At 71.5% G+C, this 22,532-nt stretch carries 19 protein-coding genes; 14 read left to right on the top strand and 5 right to left on the bottom strand.

What is annotated here, in order from left to right; all coding sequences use genetic code 11:
* The first annotated feature begins 119 nt into the window (after window positions 1–119).
* The 7 genes from ACSMXO_RS15500 (at window position 120) to ACSMXO_RS15530 (ending at window position 9,780) form a co-directional block, all read left to right on the top strand.
* A complete protein-coding gene (locus ACSMXO_RS15500) occupies window positions 120–1,067 on the top strand; it encodes an ornithine carbamoyltransferase (RefSeq protein WP_346261908.1) in 948 nt (315 codons plus the stop codon).
* On the top strand, window positions 1,064–2,551 hold the full coding sequence (locus tag ACSMXO_RS15505; RefSeq protein WP_455418274.1) for an MFS transporter: 1,488 nt from the start codon (window positions 1,064–1,066) through the stop codon (window positions 2,549–2,551). Before ACSMXO_RS15500 ends, ACSMXO_RS15505 begins: the two co-directional genes overlap by 4 nt.
* A gap of 110 nt (window positions 2,552–2,661) precedes the next feature.
* Window positions 2,662–3,603 (top strand): TauD/TfdA family dioxygenase, encoded by a 942-nt coding sequence (locus ACSMXO_RS15510; protein WP_346261862.1) that lies wholly within the window; start codon window positions 2,662–2,664, stop codon window positions 3,601–3,603.
* A 162-nt stretch (window positions 3,604–3,765) separates the two neighbouring features.
* Entirely contained in the window at window positions 3,766–4,686 is a 921-nt protein-coding gene (locus tag ACSMXO_RS15515; RefSeq protein WP_455418275.1) for a TauD/TfdA family dioxygenase, read from the top strand.
* Window positions 4,687–5,205: 519 nt separating this feature from the next.
* Window positions 5,206–7,002 (top strand): fatty acyl-AMP ligase, encoded by a 1,797-nt coding sequence (locus ACSMXO_RS15520; RefSeq protein ID WP_455418276.1) that lies wholly within the window; start codon window positions 5,206–5,208, stop codon window positions 7,000–7,002.
* Between the two features lie 97 nt (window positions 7,003–7,099).
* Window positions 7,100–8,974, top strand: coding sequence for a BTAD domain-containing putative transcriptional regulator (locus ACSMXO_RS15525; protein ID WP_455418277.1), 1,875 nt, complete (start codon window positions 7,100–7,102; stop codon window positions 8,972–8,974).
* Between the two features lie 50 nt (window positions 8,975–9,024).
* Entirely contained in the window at window positions 9,025–9,780 is a 756-nt protein-coding gene (locus tag ACSMXO_RS15530; protein ID WP_346261866.1) for a thioesterase II family protein, read from the top strand.
* A gap of 70 nt (window positions 9,781–9,850) precedes the next feature.
* Here ACSMXO_RS15530 and ACSMXO_RS15535 read toward each other — a convergent pair whose 3' ends face one another.
* Window positions 9,851–10,177 carry a hypothetical protein gene (locus tag ACSMXO_RS15535; RefSeq protein ID WP_346261867.1) on the bottom strand — a complete coding sequence of 109 codons (327 nt, stop codon included), beginning with the start codon at window positions 10,175–10,177 and terminating at the stop codon, window positions 9,851–9,853.
* Window positions 10,178–10,438: 261 nt separating this feature from the next.
* On the opposite strand from ACSMXO_RS15535, the gene ACSMXO_RS15540 reads away from it, so the two are divergent.
* The gene (locus tag ACSMXO_RS15540; RefSeq protein WP_455418278.1) at window positions 10,439–11,425 is read left to right on the top strand and encodes an FAD-dependent oxidoreductase; all 987 of its coding nucleotides are present in this window, start codon (window positions 10,439–10,441) and stop codon (window positions 11,423–11,425) included.
* 81 nt (window positions 11,426–11,506) lie between these two features.
* On the opposite strand, the gene ACSMXO_RS15545 is transcribed toward ACSMXO_RS15540, so the two are convergent.
* From ACSMXO_RS15545 to ACSMXO_RS15555, 3 genes are all read right to left on the bottom strand, one after another.
* Window positions 11,507–13,534 (bottom strand): putative bifunctional diguanylate cyclase/phosphodiesterase, encoded by a 2,028-nt coding sequence (locus ACSMXO_RS15545; RefSeq protein WP_455418279.1) that lies wholly within the window; start codon window positions 13,532–13,534, stop codon window positions 11,507–11,509.
* Between the two features lie 154 nt (window positions 13,535–13,688).
* The gene (locus tag ACSMXO_RS15550; protein ID WP_346261870.1) at window positions 13,689–13,973 is read right to left on the bottom strand and encodes a hypothetical protein; all 285 of its coding nucleotides are present in this window, start codon (window positions 13,971–13,973) and stop codon (window positions 13,689–13,691) included.
* A 149-nt stretch (window positions 13,974–14,122) separates the two neighbouring features.
* Window positions 14,123–14,554, bottom strand: a complete 432-nt coding sequence (locus ACSMXO_RS15555) for a hypothetical protein (protein WP_346261871.1) — start codon at window positions 14,552–14,554, stop codon at window positions 14,123–14,125.
* Between the two features lie 523 nt (window positions 14,555–15,077).
* Here ACSMXO_RS15555 and ACSMXO_RS15560 point away from each other — a divergent pair.
* The 5 genes from ACSMXO_RS15560 (at window position 15,078) to ACSMXO_RS15580 (ending at window position 20,520) form a co-directional block, all read left to right on the top strand.
* Entirely contained in the window at window positions 15,078–16,364 is a 1,287-nt protein-coding gene (locus ACSMXO_RS15560) for an ABC transporter substrate-binding protein (RefSeq protein ID WP_455418280.1), read from the top strand.
* Entirely contained in the window at window positions 16,361–17,338 is a 978-nt protein-coding gene (locus ACSMXO_RS15565; RefSeq protein ID WP_455418281.1) for a carbohydrate ABC transporter permease, read from the top strand. The genes ACSMXO_RS15560 and ACSMXO_RS15565 overlap by 4 nt, the downstream gene beginning before the upstream one ends.
* Window positions 17,338–18,177, top strand: coding sequence for a carbohydrate ABC transporter permease (locus tag ACSMXO_RS15570; RefSeq protein WP_346261874.1), 840 nt, complete (start codon window positions 17,338–17,340; stop codon window positions 18,175–18,177). Before ACSMXO_RS15565 ends, ACSMXO_RS15570 begins: the two co-directional genes overlap by 1 nt.
* Before the next feature lie 7 nt (window positions 18,178–18,184).
* Window positions 18,185–19,393, top strand: coding sequence for an ABC transporter ATP-binding protein (locus tag ACSMXO_RS15575; protein WP_455418282.1), 1,209 nt, complete (start codon window positions 18,185–18,187; stop codon window positions 19,391–19,393).
* Window positions 19,394–19,659: 266 nt separating this feature from the next.
* The gene (locus ACSMXO_RS15580; protein WP_455418283.1) at window positions 19,660–20,520 is read left to right on the top strand and encodes a DMT family transporter; all 861 of its coding nucleotides are present in this window, start codon (window positions 19,660–19,662) and stop codon (window positions 20,518–20,520) included.
* A gap of 43 nt (window positions 20,521–20,563) precedes the next feature.
* Here ACSMXO_RS15580 and ACSMXO_RS15585 read toward each other — a convergent pair whose 3' ends face one another.
* Window positions 20,564–21,232, bottom strand: a complete 669-nt coding sequence (locus ACSMXO_RS15585; RefSeq protein ID WP_455418284.1) for a GNAT family N-acetyltransferase — start codon at window positions 21,230–21,232, stop codon at window positions 20,564–20,566.
* 83 nt (window positions 21,233–21,315) lie between these two features.
* On the opposite strand from ACSMXO_RS15585, the gene ACSMXO_RS15590 reads away from it, so the two are divergent.
* Entirely contained in the window at window positions 21,316–22,491 is a 1,176-nt protein-coding gene (locus tag ACSMXO_RS15590; RefSeq protein WP_455418285.1) for a winged helix-turn-helix transcriptional regulator, read from the top strand.
* The last annotated feature ends 41 nt before the right edge of the window (window positions 22,492–22,532 follow it).

Here is a 22,532-nt window from a genome sequence, read left to right on the forward strand (position 1 = left end):
CCGCCGCAGACGGCGAGACCAAACGGATCGGGGAGCCGGCCGCCAGCACCGGGTTCGCGGCCAACGAGGCCCGGGACGCGTCGCAGGCCGCCGGCACGGCGGAGGAGGAGGCCCGGGCGGTGCGGCACCTGATCTCGATCAACGACCTGACCGACGAGGACCTGCGGTCCATCGTCGCCCGGGGGGTACGGTTCCGGTCCGGGCAGGCCCGGCGGGAGCGGCCGCTCGACGGCGACGTGGTCGGCGTCTACTTCAAGCGGACCTCGACCCGGACCCGGACCGCGTTCTCCAGCGGCGCGCTGCGGCTCGGCGCGCAGATCATCGCGTACGGGCCGGACGACCTCCAGCTCAACACCGGCGAGACGCACGCCGACACCGGCCAGGTGATGTCCCGGATGCTCGACGTGCTGGTGGCCCGGACCTCGGGCGACCCGGCGGAGCTGCGCCAGATGGCCGGGCAGGACCGGATGTCGGTGATCAACGCGATGACCGCCGACGAGCACCCGACCCAGGCGCTGACCGACCTGACCACCATGCTGGACCACTTCGGCCGGATCGACGGGCTGCGCGTGCTCTACGTCGGCGAGGGCAACAACAGCGCCGCCGCGCTCGCCCTGGCCCTGACCCGGTACGCCGGCACCCACCTGGAGCTGCGCACGCCACCCGGGTACGGGCTGACCGAGGAGATCAGGGCGACCGCCACCGCGCAGGCGGCCCGGGGTACCGCGACGATCTGTGAACGGCACGATATGGCCGAGCTGCCCGGCGGCTTCGACGTCATCTACACCACCCGGTGGCAGACGACCGGCACCAGCAAGCCCGACCCGAACTGGCGGGAGATCTTCGCACCGTTCCAGGTCGGCGCCGGGTTGTGGGTCGGGAGTCCGGACGCGGTCTTCATGCACGACCTGCCGGCGCACCGGGGCGAGGAGGTCACCGCCGAGGTGCTGGACGGACCGGCGAGCATCGCCTTCGAGCAGGCGGAGAACAAGCTGCACAGCGCGATGGCGGTACTGGAGTGGTGCCGTCGCGGCCCGCTCGGCGGGCCGCCGGGGACCCGCTCGTGAGCATCGTGGAGGAGGAGCCCGCCCCGCCATCCGGCGGGGCGGTGCCGCGTGGTGCGCCTTCGGCGCCGTCCGGTGCGGCGGTGCCGGCCGACCCGTCCGACCCGGGCGGGCCGCCCTCGCCGAGTGTTCCGCTGCGCCGCAATCGGGACTTCCTGCTGCTCTGGGTCGGGGCGGCCGGCACTCTGATCGGGGCCCGGATCACCTCGATCGCGTACCCGATGCTGGTGCTCTGGTACACCGGCTCGGCCGGCGACGCGGGCCTGGTCGGTGCCGCCGCGCTGCTGCCGCACCTGCTCGTCCAGTTGCCGGCGGGCGCGTTCGTCGACCGCTGGGACCGGCGTCGGATGATGATCCTCTGCGACCTGGGCTGTCTCGTCGCCACCGGCAGCGTGGCGGTGGCGGTGCTGCTCGGCCACGTCTGGGTGCCGCAGCTCATGGTCGTGGCGTTCGTGCAGACCAGCCTGAGCGTCTTCTACCAGCTCGGGGAGCGGGCCGCCGTCCGGCACCTGGTCCCGGCCGAGCAGTTGCCGACCGCGCTGACCCAGAACGAGACCCGTGGCCGGGCCGCGGTGCTGATCGGCCAGCCGGTGGGCGGCGTGCTCTTCACCCTGGCCAGGTGGGCGCCGTTCCTGTTCACCACGGTCGCCCACCTCGGCTCGCTGCTCGCGCTGCTGCTGATCCGTCGACCGTTCCAGCAACCCCGACCGGCCCGCCACAGCACGCTGCGTGCCGACATCGCCGAGGGGGTGGCCTGGCTGTGGCAGCAGCGGTTCCTGCGTACGGTGCTGAGCTATGTCGCGATCAGCAACGCCGTCTTCCAGGCGCTCACCCTGACCCTGATGGTCGTCATCCGCAATGGCGGCGGTTCGGCCGCGCTGGTCGGTGCGGTGATCGGGGCCAGCGGGGTGGGCGGGATGCTCGGCGCGCTGAGCGGCATGTGGTGGATGCGCCGGGCCACCCTGCGGACCCTGGTGGTCGGCGGGCTGGCGGCCTGGGCGCTGACGGTGCCCCTGATGGCCTTCACCACCGATCCGGTCAACCTGGCGGTGATCTTCGCCGTCAACAGCTACGTCGGCGGACTGTTCAACGTGGTCGGCGGGGTCTACATGGTACGGATCACGCCAGACCCGATGATGGGCCGGATCGGTGCCGTCGCCACGCTGCTCGCCTCGGGGTCGAACTTCCTCGGCGCGCTGGCCGGTGGGGTGCTGCTGGGCGGTGCCGGGGTCCGACCAACCGTGCTGGGCCTCAGCGCGGTAATGGCCTCACTGGTGCTGTTCGCCCTGCTCAGTCCGGCGGTGCGCGGCATCGCCAAGACGCCGGACAACGCCCGGCTCGTCCGCCGGCTCGGCCGGCACGCCGCTCCTGGCCGTAACGACATCACCCGGATGGCTGGCGGCCGGGCCGGGAACGGCGCTGCCGGCGGTGCCGGGGCCGGGGCCGGGGTTGAGCGGCCCGATGGCCGCAGTATCGAGAAAGTATAGATCTTGCCTTCATCCTTGGACTGGATGACGGCTGTGTCACCGACGCATTACCTTCCGATTCCCGCTACCGGTCTCCACCTTCGCGGGAGTCCCCTCGAAGGGAGAGTCCGATGGAAGGTCACCAGACCTGGAGACCGATGGAGATCGACCCGGCGGCTGCCGGGGCCGAGGCGAGCCCGCAGGGGCTGGTCGACTACCTCTCGACCACTCCGGACCTGGAGAAGCTGCTGACCGCGGAGAAGGCGCTGGTCTTCCGCGGCTTCCAGGTGACGGAGGAGACGCTCGACCCGGTCATGGACCGGCTGCTGCCCAACCGGCTGGCGTACGTGCACGGCAACTCGCCGCGTACCAAGGTGGGGAAGAACGTCTACACCTCCACCGAGTACCCGCCCGAGTTCACCATCTCGATGCACAACGAGCTGTCGTACGCCCACCAGTGGCCGTCCCGGCTGATGTTCTTCTGCCACACGGCGGCGGAGACCGGTGGCGCCACTCCGGTGGTCGACGGCGTCCGGTGGCTGGAGGCTCTCGACCCGGAGGTGCGCGCCGCGTACGCCGGCGGGGTGCGCTACACCCAGAACCTGCATGACGGCTTCGGCCTCGGCAAGAGCTGGCAGGACACCTTCGAGACCTCCGACCGGGACGAGGTCGAGGCGTTCCTCAGCAGCACCGAGGCGAGCTGGGAGTGGATGCCCGACGGTGGGCTGCGGGTGATCCAGGACCGTCCGTCCACCACCCGGCACCCGGTCACCGGGGTCGAGGTGTGGTTCAACCAGTCCGACCAGTGGCACCCGGCGGCGCTCGGTGACGAGACCGCGAAGTCGCTGGCCGAGGTGCTGCCGCCGGACGAGCTGCCGCAGTCGGTGACCTTCGCCGACGGCACCCCGATCCCGGACGAGTACGTCATCCAGGTCCGCGACCGTGGTCTGGAGAGCGCTGTCGACGTCGACTGGCGGCAGGGCGACGTGCTGCTGATCGACAACGTACTGGTCGGCCACGGCCGGCGCCCGTTCACCGGACGGCGCCGGGTCCTGGTGGCCATGTCCGACTGAACCTCTTTCCGCCTCTCCCTGCGGTGTGGCCGCAGTTGAGGCGCCGAGCGCGATCGCCGCGCGGTTCGGGCGGAAAGGTTCACCGAACCGCCGGGTCGTCGCGCCGAGTTGTCCAGACCGAAGGGCCGGACCATGACTGTCTCCACTACTGACATCGGAACAATGCCGCACCTGGTCACCCGCGAGTCGGCCGGCGCCGAGATCGGGGAGCTGATCCGGGCCGAGCGCGCCGGCCTGCGGAAGATCCTCAACGAGCGGGGCGCGCTGCTGCTGCGCGGCTTCTCCGTCGGCGGCGTCGACGGCTTCGACGCGGTGGTCCGCGCGCTCTCCGGCCCGCCGCTGACCTACTCGGAGCGCTCCTCGCCGCGGAGCACGATCAAGGGCCAGGTCTACACCTCGACCGACTACCCGCCGGAAGAGGAGATCTTCCTGCACAACGAGAACTCCTACCAGGCGGTGTGGCCGCTCACCCTCTACTTCTACTGCCGGCAGGCGCCGGCCACCCGGGGCGCCACCCCGCTGGCCGACATCCGCAAGGTGTACCGGGCGATCGACCCGACCATCCGCGAGGAGTTCGTCCAGCGGGGCTGGATGGTGGTGCGCAACTTCCACGGCTCGTTCGGCACCTCCTGGCAGCAGATCTTCAACACCGACGACCGGGCGGCCGTCACCGAGTACTGCGCCGCCAACGGGATCGAGACCGAGTGGCGGGACGGCGGCGGGCTGCGGACCCGGGCGATCCGCAAGCCGGTGCACACCCACCCGGTCAGCGGCGAGACGGTGTGGTTCAACCACGCGACGTTCTTCCACGTGACGACGCTGCCGAAGGACGTCCGGGAAGGGGTCCTGGAGATCTTCGACGAGGAGGACCTGCCGACGAACACCTACTACGGCGACGGGGCCCGGATCCCGGACGACGTCATCGCCCACCTCCGCGACTGCTACCGGGCCGCGACCGTACGGTTCGACTGGCAGTACGACGACGTGCTGGTGGTCGACAACATGCTCGCGGCGCACGGTCGCGAGCCGTTCACCGGCCCTCGGCAGATCGCGGTGGCGATGGCGGAGCCCTCGAACGCCTGACCCCGCGAGCGGACGCCCGCCCTGGCAGCCCCACGGCCGCCCGGGCGGGCTTCTCGCGTGTCGTCTCCTATTTCCGACTCTGCCCCGGCCTGTTCCGACTGCGGATCGCCCGGTTACGGGCGAGTATGTGAAACTGTCTTGTCTTCTGGATACGCGGCCGTATCCAGAAGACGCCCGACTATGTTGTTTGCGTCGGCAAAGAAACGGGAAGTGTCCCGGCAGGCCGGGCCGATTGCCCTGGTGGGCGGGACATTGCGGCAATGCAGACGAGGTTACTTTTCGGTAGTGAAGGCCCGGTCCCGATAAGCGACGGACGTTTTGCAGATGTTTCGCTCGAAGTTCTTATCGCTGTCTCCAACCTGACTTGATTGAATATCGGTGCACCGATATTGTAGGCGGAACCGTCCGTGAGCGTTTGGGGAGATCTGGCGTCCGCGGTCGTGGCCGCTGGGAGCTGTCGCTCATTCGGTGGCCCGCCGTGGTTGGCCACGCTTCCCGTAGCCAACATTTTGGGGGGAAATGCGGGTGGGAATCGTGGGTTTGGTGGAGCGGGTCGCCCGACACGCTGACCAGGAACCGGACCGGGAGGCCGTTGTCCTCCTTCGCTGGGATGAACGTGAAGAACGTTCGGAATGCTTGCGCTACGGCGAGCTGGACCGGGCCGCCCGGGAGCTGGCCGGTCGACTGCGGGACCGCTGTCGTCCCGGTGATCGGGCGCTACTGCTCTATCCGACCGGCCTCGAGTTCGTCAAAAGCATCCTGGGCTGCATGTATGCCGGTGTCGTCCCGGTGCCGGCGCCGCTGCCGGATGGGGACAAGCACCACCTCATGCGGGCCACCGGGATCGCGCTGGACTCCGATCCGCGCATCGTGCTGACTGACAGCGCGAGCCTGGTCACGGTCTCCGACTGGATGAGCCAGGACGGGCTGGACCGGTTGTTGTGCACCGCCACCGATCTTGCCGGGCCGGCGGCACCGGGCGCGTGGGACGGTCCGACGCACATCAGTCCGAGTGCGCTCGCGCTGCTGCGCTATACCACGGGATCGACGAGCGACCCGAAAGGTGTAATGATCAGCCATGAGAACCTTGCGCACAACTTCGAGATATTTCGGGACGCTTTCTCGCTGACGTCGCGGGACCGTTCCCTCGGCTGGCTGCCATTGCACGACGGCGCCGGTCTGATCGAGATGCTGCTTGAGCCGCTCTATCGCGGCGCCACCACCGTACTCATGGCGGCCGATGATTTTTTTACAGATCCGGCCCGGTGGTTGAAAGCTATTGACAAATACGATGTGCAACTCAGCTCCGCGCCCGGTTTCGCGTACCGGCTGTGCGCGCGGGAGGTGACCGACGAGCAGGTCAGGGGCCTGGACCTGGCCCGGTGGGAGCATGCCTGCGTGGGCGGCGCCGACCCGATCGAGCCCGAGCCGCTGATCGAATTCGTCGACCGATTCACCCCGGCCGGCTTCCGGCGCGAGGCGGTGCGGGTCGGATATCACAGCACCGAGTCGACATTGTTCGTCTCCGGCACTCGGCCTGGTCAGCCGCTCGCGGTGGAACGGTTCGATCCGAGCCGGTTGGAACAGAACATCCTGCTGCCGGCGGCGGCCGACGCGGCCGCGGCGAGATCACTTGTCAGCAGCGGCACGGTAAATGGCCTTGACGTCAGGATTGTCGACCCGGACACCACCGCCGTGTTGCCGGACGGGCGGCTCGGCGAGATCTGGATCCGGGGCCGGAGCGTGGCCCGCGGCTACTGGCGGCGCGAGTTGGAGAGCGACCGGGTCTTCGAGGCGACCACCGCGGACGGCGAGGGCGGCTATCTGCGTACCGGCGATCTCGGCGTCTGGTCCGACGCCGAGCTGTACGTGCTGGGCCGGATGCGGGAGATGCTGGTCATCGGCGGGCGGAGCCTCTATCCGCACGACATGGAGAAGGCGGTACGCACCTCCGACACCCGCTTCGCCGACCTGACCGGCACGGTCTTCGCGGTGCCGTCGCCCCGGCAGGAGATCGTCGTCCTGCACGAGGTCCAGGCGGAGCCGGCCGACCCGGCCACGCTGTCGTCGCTGGCCCGCAGCGTCAAGGACTGGCTCAGCCGGTGCTTCGGGGTACGGGTGGCCAACGTCGCCTTCCTGCGTCCCGGCAAGGTGCGCAAGTCGCCCGGCGGCAAGGTGGAGCGGGCGCTGATGCGGGAGCTGTTCATGGCCGACGCGCTCGACCCGGTCTACGAGGACCTGGACATCGAGACGCGGCGCCGCTACCGCGCCGTCGGACCGCCGCTCGCGGTGAGCCACGGCAAGGACTTCCGATGACGCGCGGCGGGAGGTCCTGATGTTCGGAACCCCGCCGACTCCGGCGCCGGTCGACGCCACCGAGCCGGGCACGGCCGGCCACCCCCGGTGGAGAGAGATGGAATTTCGGATCCTCGGCTCGGTCGAGGTGGTCGACTCGACCGGTGTGGTCGAGCTCAGCGCGTCCAAGGTACGCACCGTGCTCGCCGCACTCCTGCTCGCCCGAGGGCGGGTGGTCTCCGACTCGCGACTCGCCGTCGTGCTCTGGGGCGACGACCCGCCGGTCACCGCCGCCGCGCAGATCCAGACGTACGTCTCCCGGCTGCGCGCCAAGCTCGCCCCGGACGCCGAGATCGTCCGGCAGCGCCCCGGATACGTACTGCGGGTCGCGCCCGACCGGTTCGACCTGGTGCGCTTCGAGCAGCTCGCGGCGCGCGGCCGGGACGCCCTCGCGGAGGGCCGACCGGCCGACGCCGCCGAGGCGCTGCGGGGCGCGCTCGCGCTGTGGCGCGGTCCGGCCCTCGCCGGGGTGACCGAATACCTGAGCGACGCGGAGCGGCCCCGCCTGGAGGAGGCGCGGCTGGCCGCACTCGGCGACCGGATCGACGCCGAACTGGCGCTCGGCCAGCACGGCCGGCTGGTCGTCGAGCTGACCGGGCTGGTCGCCGCGGACCCGCTGCGTGAGCAGTTGCGCGGCCAGCTGATGCTGACGCTCTACCGCTGCGGCCGGCAGGCGGACGCGCTGGCCAGCTACCAGGACTACCGGCACCTGCTCGCCGAGGAACTCGGCATCGACCCGGGGCGCGAGCTACAGGACCTGCACAAGTCGATCCTGGCCGCCGAGGCATCGCTCAGCCTGCCGGCGCCGGAGGCCCGGGTGACCGTCCGGCGTACCCCGGCCGAGCCGCTGCCGGCCCGGCTCCCCCCGGACGTGGCGGACTTCACCGGCCGGGACCGGGAGGCCGCCCAGGTGGTCGCGCTGCTGCGTACCCGGCCGGACAACGGTGGGCGGCGGCTCGCCTGCGTGATCGGCGGGATGGCCGGGCTGGGCAAGACCGCCCTGGCGATCCACGTCGGCCACCTGCTGCGGTCGTCGTACCCGGACGGGCAGATCTACCTCGACCTGCGCGGTGCCGGGCCGCAGCCGGCGGATCCTGTCGACCTGCTCGGCACCATCCTGCGGGCGCTCGGGACGGAGGCGTCGGAGATCCCGCCGTCGATGGCCGACCGGGCGCAGCTCTACCAGAGCCGACTGGCCGGGCGCCGGGTGCTGGTACTGCTCGACAACGCCGCCAGCGAGCAGCAGGTACGCCCGCTGCTGCCGGAGAGTCCGACCTGCGCCGCGATGGTGACCAGCCGGGCCCGGCTGGCGGCGCTGGAGGGCGTACCCCTGATCGACCTGGACGTCCTCGAACACCAGCAGGCGCTGGAGCTGCTCTCCAAGATCGTTGGTGCCGCCCGGGTGACCGCCGAGCCGGAGTCGGCGGTACGCATCGTCGAGCTCTGTGGCCACCTGCCGCTCGGCGTGCGCATCGCCGGTGCCCGGCTCACCGCGAAGCCGCACTGGCGGCTGGCCCGGCTCGCCGACCGGCTCTCCAGCCAGCGGCGCCGGCTGGACGAACTCAGGATCGGCGACCTGGAGGTCCGGGCCAGCGTGGCGTTGAGCCTGCAGGGCCTGGGCGAGCCCGCCCGGCGCGCCTTCCGGCTGCTGGCCCTGCTGGACGCGCCCCGGTTCGCCATCTGGACCGCCGCGGTGCTGCTCGACGTCACCCTCGCCACCGCGCGGGAGTTGCTGGAGCAACTGGTCGACGCCCGGCTCCTGGACGTCGTCCAGGTCGACGGTTCGAGTCAGGCCCGCTACTTCTTCCACGACCTGGTCCGGGCGCTCGCCCTGGAACAGGCCGCCGACGAGGAGACGGCCGACGAGCGGTACGCGGCGCTGGACCGGACGTTCGGCAGCCGTTCGGACCCGGGTGCCAAGGAGAACGGGTGACCACCCGGCTCCCGACCGGGGACACTTCACCGAGGGAAAGGGCTGCACCGGTGAGCACGTACGGCAGGGTCACGAACGACTGGTTCCTCCGCTTCGGAGCCGCGCCCCGGGCCACGGTCCGGCTGGTCTGCTTCCCGCACGCGGGCGGCGGGGCGGCCGGGTACCGGCGCTGGGCGGATCTCGTCCCGGAATCGATCGAGGTGGTCGCGGTCCAGTACCCCGGCCGGCAGAACCGGTACGGCGAGCCGATCATCGACGACATGACCGTACTGGCGGACGAGATCGTCGCGGCGGTCGCGCGTGAACTGGCCGGGCCGGTGGTGTTCTTCGGGCACAGCATGGGTGCCGTGGTCGCCTTCGAGGTGGCCCGCCGGTTGCGCGGCAGCGACTCGCTGACGGTACGCCGGCTCTTCGTGTCGGCCGGTCCGGCGCCGTCGGCCCGACGCTCGCTCGGAGTGCACCTGCGCGACGACGACGGGGTGGTCGCGTACCTCCGGGAACTCGGCGGCGGCGGCGCGGAGTTGCTGGAACTCGACGAGATCCGGCAGTTGACGCTGCCGATGGTCCGGGCCGACCTGCGGCTGATCGAGACCTACCGGTACGCGGCCGGCGAGCCGCTGAACTGCCCGGTCACCGCGATCGTCGGCGACCGGGACCACACCTTCACCACCGCCGACGCGCGTCGCTGGGTGGTGCACACCAATGCCGGGCTCGACGTGCACTCGCTGCCCGGTGGTCACTTCTATCTCGACGACCAGGCGGACCGGCTGGTGCCGCTGCTGGTCGAGCGGATCCTGCCCCGGTAGCGCGGCCGGGCCGGTGCCCGGGCGACCCGGTCCGGCCCGGTGCGCCGGGGCGGACCGGTCGGGGAAACGCTCACCGCTCCTGGACGCCGTCGCCGTCGTCGCGGGGGAGATATCGGCGTACCCGGATGCCGTGGCCGTGTGCGCGGATGCCGTCCGCGGCGGCGATGGCCGCGACGGGATCGGTGAGGAAGTCGAGCGCGACCGCGGTGTCACCCTCGATGCGGCTGCGCATCCGCTCCAGCCCTTCGGGGGTGCTCGACGCCACGGCGTCCAGTTTGGCCAGTGCCGCCGCTCGGAGTCGGTAGTCGTTCTCCACCTCGACGACGACCTCGGACACCACCACGTAGCGCTGGGTCCGGGTGGAAGCGCTGAGCTCGCGGTCCATCTCTTCCTTCACGGTCCTGAGCATAGTCGTACCTTTCATGCGCAGAAACCCCTATTGATCCCCCGTCAAGCAAGTTTAATTACTTACGGGGTTCCAGCGCAGTTTAGGGGTCTTCCTGTATGGACCTGGAGTGAGAATGCGACTACCCTGCGGGAGGTATGCCGGGTCCGGGCCCGAAGGAATTTCCCGGGCCGGAGCCGGAGCTGAGCCCGACCGACGGCGGCTACCCGCTCGCGGTGGACATACCGGGATGCCGACCGGCAGGCTCAGGTGATGCCGAACGTCGTGGTGCTGGGCGCGGGGGTGGTCGGGCTGACCACCGCGGTACGACTGGCCGAGGCCGGTGCCCGGGTGGCGGTGCTGACCGCCGACGAGCCGGCCGACACGGTCTCCCGGGTCGCCGCCGCGGTCTGGTACCCGACCCGGACCAGTGCCGACCCCCGGGTGCTGGGCTGGGCCCGGCGCACCTTCGAGGTGCTCGCCGGGCACGCCCGGCAGGAGGTGCCGGGCGTGGTGATGCGGCCGACCCGGATGCTGCTGCGCGAGGCGGTGACCGGGGACCCGTGGTGGGCCCCGGCGGTGCCCGACTTCCGGGCCGTCGCACCCCCGGAGGGGTACGCCGGACAGTGGCGGTTCACCGTGCCGACCGTCGAGATGGGCCCGTACCTGGCCTGGCTGGTCGACCGGCTCGCCCGGCTGGAGGTGCCGGTGCGCCGGCACCGGGTGGACCGGCTCGCCGACGTGCCCGCGATCGCGGCCGAGGTGTGGCCGTCGGCGCGGCGGCCGCCGCTGGTGGTCAACGCGACCGGGCTGGCCGCCGGCAAGCTCGCCGACGACCCGGCCGTGCACCCGATCCGGGGCCGGATCGTCTTGGTCGGCAACCCCGGCCTGACCACCTCGGTACGCGACGAGGGGAACCCGGCCGGCATCACCTACGTACACCCGCGCAGCCGGGACGTGGTGCTGGGCGGCACCTTCGAGCCGTACCGGACGGAGACCGGGCCGGACGAGGAGGCCGGTGCGGCGATCCTGGCCCGGTGCGTCGCGCTGGTCCCGGAACTGGCCGGAGCGCCGGTGCTCGGGCAGCTCGCCGGGCTGCGTCCCGGCCGGCTCGGCGGGGCCCGGCTGGCCGAGGACGTGTCCGGGCTGGCCGGATCGGCCCGGCTGATCCACAACTACGGGCACGGCGGTGCCGGGGTCACCCTGGGCTGGGGCTGCGCCGACGAGGTGGCGGCGCTGGTCCTCGACCAGACGCCATGATCATCGAACCTTTCCACTTCCCCTTACGTCGCGGTGGACCGCGGGTTGGCTCCGGGTCCCAGCATTCCGTGACCGTGGGGTTCAGCGGAGGGTCGCGGAGACCCCGCCCCGGGCGATGGTCCGGGCCATCAGTTCGTGCAGCGGCTCGGGGCGGCCCAGGTGGTATCCCTGACCCCGGTCGACGCCGAGTTCGCGCAGCACCGGCACCAGCTCGGGCCGGTCGATGTGCTCGGCGACCGTGCGCATCCCGAGCCCGTGCGCGGCCCGCACCACCGCGTCGATCAGGATCGGGTCGGAGCCGCCGTGGTCGGCCTGCCGGACGAACTCACCCGCGATCTTGACCGCGGTGAACGGCAGGTGCTTGAGGTAGACGAAGGAGCCGTATCCGGCGCCGAAGTCGTCCAGGCTGAACCGGCAGCCGGCCGAGGTGAGCGTGGAGGCCAGTCGGCGGGCGGCGGCCAGGTTGGCGATGGCGGTGGTTTCGGTGATCTCCAGGCCGAGCTGGGTCGCCGGTACGCCCGCGGCGGCCAGCGTGCCGACCACCCAGTCACCGAAGCTCGGATCCTCCAGCGAGCGGCTGGAGATGTTGACGTCCAGCCGCAGTTCCACCCCGGCCGCCCGGGCCGCGGCGAGTGCTCCGGTGGCGGTCTCCACCACCCAGCGGTCCAGCTCGTAGATCATGTCGCCGCGCTCCAGCGCCGGCAGGAAGTCGCCGGGGCCGATCTGCCGGCGATGGTTGTCGCGTACCCGCATCAGCAGCTCGTAGCTGCGTACCTGGTCGTCGCCGAGGTCGATGATCGGCTGGGCGTCGAGCTGCAACTGGCCGGTGTCCAGCGCCCGGCGTACCCGGGAGACCAGGTCGACCCGCTGGGCGGCCAGCCGTTGCTGCTCCGGCGCGAAGAGCCGGGCCCGGTTGCGGCCCTCGCCCTTGGCCTGGTAGAGCGCCAGGTCGGCGTGGGCGAGCAGCAGGGTGTCGTCGTCGGCGGTGTCCAGCGGGGCGGCGCCGATGCTCAGCGTCACCCGCAGCGGCTCGCCGCGCACCGCGAGCGGGGTGCGGGCGACCAGGTCGCAGAGCCCGGCCCCGATCGCGAGTGCCCGGTCGGCGTCGCAGTCCGGCAGCAGGACGGCGAACTCGTCCCCGCCCAGCCGGCCGAGCACCGCCTCGGCGGGCAGGTGGTTGGGGAGCAGCCGGGCCAGCAGCCGGAGCACCTCGTCGCCGATGGCGTGCCCGCGCAGGTCGTTGATGTCCTTGAAGTTGTCGATGTCGATCAGGAGCAGTGCGGCCGCCGCCGGGCCGCCGGTAGCGGTCAGCTCGCTCATCCGGGCGGTCAGGGCCCGCCGGTTCGGCAGCCCGGTCAGCGGATCGTGCTCGGCCAGGTATGCCAGCTCGTCCTGGACCTGCCGGATCTCGGTGATGTCGTGTGCGGTGCCGAGCATCCGCAACGGCCGGCCGGACTCGTCGGTGAAGACTTCGCCGTAGCACTCCAGGACGCGCATCTGCCGGCTGTTCGCCAGGTACATCCGGTGGGTGTAGGTGAACGAGTTGGCCTCCCGGATCGCCCGGTGCAGAGTTGCCTCGATCATTTCGAGGTCGTCCGGGTGGATCATCTTCCGGTAGGTCGGGTAGTCGAGCGCGGTCTCCGGGGCCAGCCCGATCATCGCCTTCAGAGTGGGTGACCACACCACCTGGTCGGTGGGGAGGTGCCACTCCCAGGTGCCGACCCGGGCCAACTGCTCGATGTGGGCCAGCCGCCAGGCGTAGTCGTCGGCGCGGCGCCGGTCGGCGCGCTGCTCGGTGACGTCGGCCAGTTCGTACACCAACTGGCCGTCCGGCTCCGGTTCGGCGCGCGGCAGCGGCGGCAGCCGCCGACACGTCACCCGCAGGTGCCGGACCGCGCCGTCGACCGTCGGGCAGCGCAGCTCGACCGGCGGTCCGTCCGGGGTCGCGGCGCCGAACGGCAGCGAGCCGATGTCCGCGCCGATGAGCTGGCCGAGTCGCTGGGCCGCCCGGTTGTACCAGGTCACCTCGCCGTTCTCGGCGGTGGTCAGCAGGGCGGCGGAGGTGGTGTCGAGCACCGCGGCGGGCACACTGGACGGCAGTGCGGGCACTGGGCCTCCCGTAGAGATCGACCGGATCCGGTGCAGGGGACGCGGGACGGGCACGGTCGGCCGTGACGGCGCACTGAGTGTACGGAGGCGGGAGCCCCACGGCCAACGCCCCTACGCCGACAGCCGTCGATCTTGACCAGGTCGGGGCGGGGGGTCAGGGTGATCCGGAGGCGTCCCGCCGGACGATCGCCACGGCCACCCGGCAGAACTCGTCCATGTCCGGGGTGAACCCGTCGGCGAGGTCCGGATGCAGTCCCGCCCGGGTCTCGTCGAGCAGCCGACGGCAGACCTCCTCGACCGGTTCACCGGCATAGTCGGCCCGGACCCGGTCGATTGCCGCGCGCAGCGCGGAGTTGAGCTGCTCCTCCAGCGGTCCGCGCAGGTGCCGCCGCGCCGGGTCGAGCCCGGTGGGGTCGAGCGTGACGTGTGGCTCCGACATCACCGCTCCCTTCGTCGCCGGTGCCGTTGCCCGCCGGTCCCCGTCACCTGCCGGTGGCCGACGGCGTACCCAGCCGGGGGTGGCGGTCAAACCGGTCCGGGTACCGCTTCCGGCGTCCTGCCCGCTGCCGGTGGCGCCCGGCGACCGGCTCACACCACGGGCGGCAGGCTGCTCACCCGGACCAGGTACGACATCTCCTCGGCCGGCTCCTCCCGGTACGAGACCCGCTGGATCTGCCGGTCGTCCACGTACAGCGCGACATCGGCGAGCACGCCGAGGTGGGCGAGGCCGATGTCGGCGGCCCGCTTCTTGTCCTGGAGCACGGCGCCGATCCCGCCGATCAGGGTCGCCGCGTCGGAGGTGCGTCGACCCGGGGGGCAGCGCAGCACGATCTCCAGGGCGACCGGCTCGGTCAACGCGGTCCAGCCACTGCGCTGCGCCGCGGCGCAGGCGGCCTGGAGCAGCGTACGGACCCGGGCGGCCTGCCGGTGCCCGGCCGCGAAGATCGACAGCGCCTCGGTCTTGACCGGCGGCGGCCCGCTGACCTCGAAGGACAGGGTGAGCGCCCGGGTGTTCTGCACGGCGGCACCTCCTCTTGCAGACGATCCTGCCCAAGGATCGCGGGGACGGGGCGCGTTTCGCCTATCGGAACTGCCGCTCCGGACGGCCCGGCCCGGCCGCCGCTCGGGCGACGAGGCCGGTCCACCGGGCCTGTCGGCATCGACGGCGACCTGCTGGCGCCGGAGGTAGCACCCACGGTAGCCGAGGCGCCGGCCGCCGGGAATATCACAGTGGACCCGGGATCGGTCGCTCGGGTGACGGTCGGCGCGCTGCGGCGCTGAGGCTTGTCGATGTTTCGGTCGCTGGGCGGCGGGGCAGTGGGGGTATTCGACACCTACGCCCGGTCCGGCGGTTCGCCTGCGGCCGGAGGCGGGGTGCTTTCGCCGTGTGCCGGGACGGTTCCCGCCCCGGCCGTCATAAGGGAGGACGGCGTGATGAGCGGTCACCAGGCGCGCGACAGGCGGCCGGCGGGCTGCCACCGGCGGCCACGATCGGCGGAGGCCGACGTCGGCACAACGGCCGGGAGGACAGCGGGGTGCCGAGATGACTGAGCCCGAGCGGGGCGGCCGGATCCGGCGGCGCCGGTTCCGGCTGGCGGCGGCGCTGACGGGGCTGACGCTGCTGGTGCCGCTCGCTGCCTGCGGCTCCGGGGAGGACGGCGGCATTCCGACGATCAACCTCTACTACACCACCGAGCAGAACATCCAGAAGGTGGTCGACGACTGCAACGCGAAGGCGGGCGGGCGGTACCGGATCGCGTACCGGGTGCTGCCCCGGGCCGCCGACGACCAGCGGGTGCAGTTGGTCCGCCGGCTGGCCGCCGAGGACTCGGGCATGGACATCCTGGGCCTGGACGTCACCTGGACCCAGGAGTTCGCCAGCGCGGGCTGGCTGCTGGAGTGGACCGGCGAGCACCGGGCCGAGGCCGAGCGCGGCACCCTGGCCGGCCCGCTGGAGACGGCCCGGTACGAGGGCAAGCTCTACGCCGCGCCGAAGAACACCAACGTGCAACTGCTCTGGTACCGCTCCGACCTGGTGCCGCAGCCGCCGCGTACCTGGGACGAGATGATCCGGGCGGCCCAGGATCTGCGGGGGCGGGGCCAGCCGTACCGGGTGATCACCATGGGCGCCCAGTACGAGGGACTCGTCGTCCTCTACAACACGCTGGTGGCCAGCGCTGGCGGCCAGATCATCAACGACGACGGCAGCAAGGCGGTCTTCGACGACGGCGCCGTCCGGGCGCTGGAGGTGCTGCGCAACTTCGCCACCGCCGGGATCACCACCTCCTCCTTCTCGAACACCATCGAGGACCAGGCGCGGCTCGACTTCCAGTCCGGGGCGGGCGCCTTCCAGCTCAACTGGCCCTTCGTCTATCCGGCGATGCAGGAGGCGGACCCGGAACTGGCGAAGAAGGTGAAGTGGGCCCGCTACCCGGGAGTGGACCCGGGCACACCGAGCAAGGTGACGATCGGCGGGTTCAACCTGGGGGTCAGCCGGTACTCCCGGCATCCCGACGAGTCCTTCGACGCCGCGTCCTGCCTGCGCGACGCCGAGCACCAGAAGTTCTCCGCGATCAACGACGGGGTACCGCCGACCATCGAGAGCGTCTACGCCGAGCCGGAGATGGCCGAGGCGTACCCGATGCGGGACACCATTCTCGAGGAGCTGAAGGACCCGGCGACCCGGCCGCGCAGTCCGGCGTACCAGAACATTTCGACCGTACTGTCGGCGACGCTCTCCCCGCCGTCGTCGATCGACCCGGAGCGGACCGCGGACCGGATGCGGGAGGCGACGCAGGACGCGCTCGACTCGAAGGGGGTGCTGCCGTGAGTACGGAAATCGAGACCGCGACCGCCGTGGAGCGGGCCGGTACGACCCCGGCGGTCCCGGCGCCCCGGCGCGGCCGGGGTGGTCGGGCGGTGCTGAGCGAGGGGAAGCGGGCCGAGCGCCGGTTGGGCTGGCTGCTCTGCGCCCCGGCCGCGTTGGTGATGCTGGCGGTGACCGCCTATCCGATCCTCTACTCCGTCTGGCTGTCGTTGCAGCGCTTCGACCTCAAGTTCCCGGACGAGCGGGAGTTCGTCGGGCTGGCCAACTACGTCACGGTGCTGACCAACGACTACTGGTGGACCGCGTTCGGGGTGACCATGCTGATCACCGTCGTGACGGTCGCCGTCGAGCTGGTGCTGGGCATGGGACTGGCCATCGTGATGCACCGGACCATCGTCGGGCGCGGCCTGGTCCGCACGTCGGCGCTGATCCCGTACGGCATCGTCACGGTGGTGGCGGCCTTCTCCTGGCGGTACGCCTGGACGCCCGGCACCGGTTATCTGGCCACGCTCTTCGGTGAGGGGGCGCCGCTGACCGAACGGGCCAGCGCGCTGGCGATCATCATGCTGGCGGAGATCTGGAAGACCACCCCGTTCATGGCGCTGCTGCTGATGGCGGGCCTGGCGCTGGTGCCGGAGGACCTGCTCAAGGCCGCTTCGATGGACGGCGCCACCGCCTGGCAGCGGTTCACCAAGGTCATGTTGCCGGTGATGAAGCCGGCGATCCTGGTGGCGCTGCTGTTCCGCACCCTGGACGCGTTCCGGGTCTTCGACAACATCTTCGTGCTGACGGCCGGGTCGAACGAGACCTCGTCGGTGTCGATGCTCGCCTACAACAACCTGATGCGCGGGCTCAACCTCGGGATCGGGTCGACCATGTCGGTGCTGATCTTCCTCGCCGTGGCGATCATCGCGTTCGTCTTCGTGAAGCTGTTCGGCACCGCTGCCCCGGGCAGCACGGACGAGGGGAGACGCTAATGGCCGCCACCGACACCACGGCCACGGCGAAGTGGCGGTGGGGACTGCTGGACCTCGTGGTGGTGGTCTTCGCGCTGGTCCCGGTGCTGTGGATCGCGTCGCTGTCGTTCAAGACCACCGGCACGCTCACCGACGGGAACTTCATCCCTCGGGAGTGGACCCTGGACAACTACCGCACGATCTTCTCCACCAACCAGTTCGTCCGGGCTCTGGGCAACTCGATCGGGATCGCCCTGATCGCCACCACCATCGCGGTGGTGCTCGGCACCATGGCCGCGTACGCGGTGGCCCGGCTGGACTTTCCGGGCAAGAAGGCGCTGGTCGGGGTCTCCCTGCTGATCGCGATGTTCCCGCAGGTCTCGCTCGTCTCGCCGCTGTTCGAGATCGAGCGGTCCCTCGGGCTCTTCGACACCTGGCCGGGGTTGATCCTGCCGTACATCACCTTCTCCCTGCCGCTGGCCATCTACACGCTGTCGGCGTTCTTCAAGCAGATCCCGTGGGACCTGGAGAAGGCCGCCAAGATGGACGGCGCCACCTCCGGGCAGGCGTTCCGCCGGGTGATCGCGCCGCTGGCCGCGCCCGGGGTCTTCACCACCGCGATCCTGGTCTTCATCTTCTGCTGGAACGACTTCCTCTTCGCGATCTCGCTGACCTCGACCGAGCGGTCCCGCACGGTGCCGGTGGCGCTGTCGTTCTTCACCGGGGAGTCGCAGTTCGAGGACCCGACCGGGGCGATCTGCGCCGCCGCCGTGGTGATCACGATTCCGATCATTCTGTTCGTGCTGTTCTTCCAGCGTCGCATCGTGTCGGGCCTGACGTCCGGCGCCGTGAAGGGGTGAGGTCGCAGTGGCTGACATCGTGCTGGACAAGGTGAGCAAGAGCTTCCCGGACGGGACGGTCGCGGTCCGGGACGTCGACCTGGAGATCGCCGACGGCGAGTTCGTCATCCTGGTCGGCCCGTCGGGCTGCGGGAAGTCGACCACCCTCAACATGATCGCCGGACTGGAGGACATCAGCTCGGGCGAACTGCGCATCGACGGGCAGCGGGTCAACGACAAGGCACCCCGGGACCGGGACATCGCGATGGTCTTCCAGTCGTACGCCCTCTATCCGAACATGACCGTCCGGGAGAACATGGCGTTCCCGCTCCGGCTCGCCAAGCTGGACAGGGCGACCATCGAGCAGAAGGTGGCCGAGGCGGCCAAGGTGCTGGAGCTGACCCCGCTGCTGGACCGCAAGCCGGCGAACCTCTCCGGTGGGCAGCGCCAGCGGGTGGCGATGGGGCGGGCGATCGTCCGCAGCCCGAAGGCGTTCCTGATGGACGAGCCGCTCTCCAACCTCGACGCCAAGTTGCGGGTGCAGATGCGTACCGTGGTGTCCCGGTTGCAGAAGCAGCTCGGCACCACGACGGTGTACGTGACGCACGACCAGACCGAGGCGATGACCCTCGGCGACCGGGTGGTGATCATGCGGGGCGGTGCGGTGCAGCAGGTCGGCCCGCCCCAGGAGTTGTACGACCACCCGGCGAACCTCTTCGTCGCCGGGTTCATCGGCTCGCCGGCGATGAACTTCCTGCACGCCGCGGTCGAGGACGACAGGCTGCGGACGGCGGTCGGCGACGTACCCCTCGGCGACCGGCTCCGGCGCGAGCTGGCGGCCGAGGACGCCCCCCGGGAGCTGATCCTCGGCATCCGTCCGGAGCATTTCGAGGACGCCGGGCTGGTCGACGAGCAGACCCGGGAGCGGGGGATGGAGTTCGAGGCGCCGGTCGAGATCGTCGAGTCGATGGGCTCGGACAAGTACGTCTATCTCACCGTCTCCGGTGAGCGGGCCAGCGCGGCGGAGCTGGAGGAACTCGCCGCGGACGTGGGCGCGGACGGGTTCAGCGGCGGCGGGGCGAACCTGGTGACCCGGCTGTCGGCGGAGTCCCCGGTCACCGAGGGGCAGGACCACCGGCTCTGGTTCAACCTGGAGAAGATCCACCTGTTCGACCCGTCGAACGGACGCAACCTCACCCTGCACGAGGGCCGGGCCGCCGGAGCGCTCGCCTCCTGATCCTGCGGGAGCGTGGCGATCGGGCCGCGCCTGGTCGCCCGGCGCCGACGGTGTCCTGGCGGCCGGGCTGGTCGCTCGCGCTGACGGTGCCCGGACCGGACGGGACGCCTCCCGGCCGGTCCGGGCACCATGTTGTCGACCCGGACCGTGCGGCTGAGCGGGTGGGACGGCCGGCGCCCGGAACCGTCCGTGAGCGGTGATTTCAACACGTAGCGTAGTTGTGTGGGTACGGAGCACGAGCCGCCCTGCGGGGCCGGGACCGCCGCGTGATCGCGGCGGTCGCGCTGGCGCTCAGCTCCGCCGTCTGCTTCGCCTTCGGGGCCGCCCTGCAACAGCGTGCCGCGCGCCGGGAACCGCAGCACGGGACAGCCGACCCGCGGTTGCTCATCCGGCTGCTGCGCCGGAAGAGCTGGCTGCTGGCAAAGGTCCCCGACCTGGCCGGTACGGTGCTGCAGGCGATCGCCCTGCGGTTCGGGCCGCTGACCCTGATCCAGCCGCTGCTGATCAGCGGGATGTTCCTGGCGATCCCGCTGGAGGCGGCCCTCGACCACCGCCGGCCGCATCCCCGCGACGTCACCGCGGTCGCCGCCTGTGTCTTCGGGCTCGCCGCCTTCCTCGGCGCCGCCCGGCCCCGGGCGGGGGTGTCCCAGCCGTCCCTGATGGGCTGGCTCGGAGTCGCGCTGATCGGCGGCGCCCTGGTCGGGATCTGCCTGCTTCTCGCCCACCGGGCCACCGGCGCCGCCCGGGGAACGCTGCTCGGGATCGCCAGCGGGCTGCTCTACGCCGGCACCGCGTCGCTGCTGAAGTCCGTCGCCGACCGGGTCACCGACGACCCGCTCTCGACGCTGACCGACTGGCACCTGTACGCGCTGGCCGTGGTCGGGTTCGCCTCGGTGGCGCTGAACCAGAACGCCTTCCAGAACGGTCCCTTGGCCGCGCCACTCACTTCGATCACCCTGGTGGACCCGGTGGCCAGCGTCGTCATCGGGGTGACGGCGTTCCACGAGACGCTGTCGTTCGGTGGACTCCGGCTCCTGGTCGAGGTGCCCGCGGTGCTGGCGATGGGCTTCGGGATCTGGCTGGCCAGCACCCGGTCCACCGGCCGGGAAGGCTACGAGGGCGGCTGAGCGGCCCCCGGCGTTCACTTCCCGGCCGTGGTCGGGACGGGGCTCAGTTCCCGGCCGCGGTGGGGGCGGGCCGGGGATCCCGCCACATCGGCTGGAGCGTCGGGCCGCCGTCCGGCAACTGGATCGGTTCGCCCTGGGCCCGGAAGCCGTACCGCTCGTAGAGTGCGCGGTTGCGCGGTGAACTCGCCTCCAGATAGCAGCCGATCCCGTCCGCGTCGGCCCGGGCGAGTTGGTGCCGGAGCATGGCGCCGCCGAGCCCCCGGCCGCGCAGCTCGGGCAGCACCACCATCTGCTGGAGATACCAGTGTGGTTCCCGATCGGGGTGGCGGGCGGCGATCAGTTCGCCGACCAGGGCCATCCGGGGCGCGTACCGGCCGTAGGCCCGGGCGAGGAAGGCGGCCTGCCGCTCGTCCCGGGCCGGGTCCGCGGCGGCCGCTGATCCGGTTCGGTCGCCGGCCCGGAACTCCCACACCGACAGGCCACCGATCCCGGTCGGCTCGCCGTCCGCCAACAGGATCTCGCCGGCCTCCAGCGCCCCGCCGACCCAGTCGGAGGCGAACTCGACCCATGCCTGTGCACACGCCTGGCGGGCGCTCTCCTCCGGCACCACCCAGCTCAACACCGCCTCGTCCTGGCCGGCCCGGCCCACCGTGGCGGCGATCGCCCGGGCATCGGCCGGCTCGGCCGGGCGTACCGTCATCGTCTCGGTCATCGTCACCTCGTTACGCTCGCAGGGTACGGTGGGTACAGTGTACGCGAGCGTGCGTACTGTGTAGCGACGGGGTCGGGGAGTGGATGGAAGGCGACGGTGACGACGCCGGGACCGGCGCGGGGCTGAACCTGGACCGCATCGTACGGGTGGCGGTCGGGCTCGCCGACGCGTACGGCCTGGCCACCCTCTCGATGCGGCGGGTCGCCGCCGCCCTGGACGCCGGGGTGATGTCGCTCTACCGGTACGTGCCGGGCAAGGCCGAGCTGGTCGACCTGATGGTGGAGGACGTCTTCGGCGAGATCGACTATCCGGAGCCGGGCCCGGCCGGCTGGCGGGCCAGGATCGAGCTCTCCGCCCGCCGGGAGTGGGCGATGTACCAGCGGCATCCGTGGGTACTGCCGATCGTCGCGGGCACCGGGCGACCGCCGCTCGGGCCGAACGTGCTGGCCAGCGTGGAATGGGTGCTGGCCGCCGTGGACGGCTTCGGGCTCGACCCGGCGACGATGGTCCAGGTCTACCTCACGGTCAGTGACTACGTGCAGGGTGCGGCCCGGTACGTCCAGACCGAGGCCGAGGACGAGCGGCGGACCGGGGTGAGCATCGAGCAGTGGTGGGCGGCCGAGATGGCCACCCTGACCCGGCTGCTCGACACCGGGCGGTTTCCGCTGCTGTCCCGGCTGACCAGGCAGGTCGGCGCCGCTCCGGCGTCCGTACGGCAGGACTTCGAGTTCGGCCTGGGTCGGGTGCTCGACGGCATCGCCGTCTTCTTGGCAGACGAGCCCGCTCCGGCCGGCCGGCCCGAGCAGGTGACGGCCAACGAGGAAACCAGGTTTGAAAAAGTAACCACTACTCCGGACCGACGGCTTCCCGCAGCCACCTCGGCGGCACTGGAACTGCTCGGCCGGCGCTGGGTCCTCGACCTGCTGCACGTGCTCGGCCACGGCGAGGCACGGTTCCGCGATCTCGTCGAGGCCCTGCCCGGCGTCTCCCGGCGGGTGCTCACCGAACGGCTGCGCGAACTCGCCGACGAGGGACTGCTGCGCCGCCAGGTGGACTCCGGCCCGCCCACCCGGATCAGCTACGCCCTCACCGAGCGCGGTGCCGGGCTTCGCAGCGTGCTGACCGGCCTCGACACCTGGGCCGGGCAGCACGACCGGACCGGTGCTCGCCGATCCCGGCCGGTCCCCGGCGCCGGCCGGTCCGCTCGCCGCGAAGGTCGACCCGGGCGCCGTCCGGGACCTGACTCGGCGGCGGTGTGACCCCCGGCGGGCCCGGTCGCGGCCCGGTCCGGCTGGCTCCC

This window comes from Plantactinospora sp. DSM 117369, assembly GCF_053764795.1.

What these genes read in the sequence shown, in the direction of transcription:
- ACSMXO_RS15510 (WP_346261862.1), top strand. Translation starts at nt 2,662, where the DNA reads ATGGAAGGTCACCAGACCTGGAGACCGATGGAGATCGACCCGGCGGCT.
- ACSMXO_RS15515 (WP_455418275.1), top strand. Translation starts at nt 3,766, where the DNA reads ATGCCGCACCTGGTCACCCGCGAGTCGGCCGGCGCCGAGATCGGGGAG.
- ACSMXO_RS15520 (WP_455418276.1), top strand. Translation starts at nt 5,206, where the DNA reads ATGCGGGTGGGAATCGTGGGTTTGGTGGAGCGGGTCGCCCGACACGCT.
- ACSMXO_RS15525 (WP_455418277.1), top strand. Translation starts at nt 7,100, where the DNA reads ATGGAATTTCGGATCCTCGGCTCGGTCGAGGTGGTCGACTCGACCGGT.
- ACSMXO_RS15540 (WP_455418278.1), top strand. Translation starts at nt 10,439, where the DNA reads ATGCCGAACGTCGTGGTGCTGGGCGCGGGGGTGGTCGGGCTGACCACC.
- ACSMXO_RS15550 (WP_346261870.1), bottom strand. Translation starts at nt 13,973, where the DNA reads ATGTCGGAGCCACACGTCACGCTCGACCCCACCGGGCTCGACCCGGCG.
- ACSMXO_RS15560 (WP_455418280.1), top strand. Translation starts at nt 15,078, where the DNA reads ATGACTGAGCCCGAGCGGGGCGGCCGGATCCGGCGGCGCCGGTTCCGG.
- ACSMXO_RS15570 (WP_346261874.1), top strand. Translation starts at nt 17,338, where the DNA reads ATGGCCGCCACCGACACCACGGCCACGGCGAAGTGGCGGTGGGGACTG.
- ACSMXO_RS15585 (WP_455418284.1), bottom strand. Translation starts at nt 21,232, where the DNA reads ATGACCGAGACGATGACGGTACGCCCGGCCGAGCCGGCCGATGCCCGG.
- ACSMXO_RS15590 (WP_455418285.1), top strand. Translation starts at nt 21,316, where the DNA reads ATGGAAGGCGACGGTGACGACGCCGGGACCGGCGCGGGGCTGAACCTG.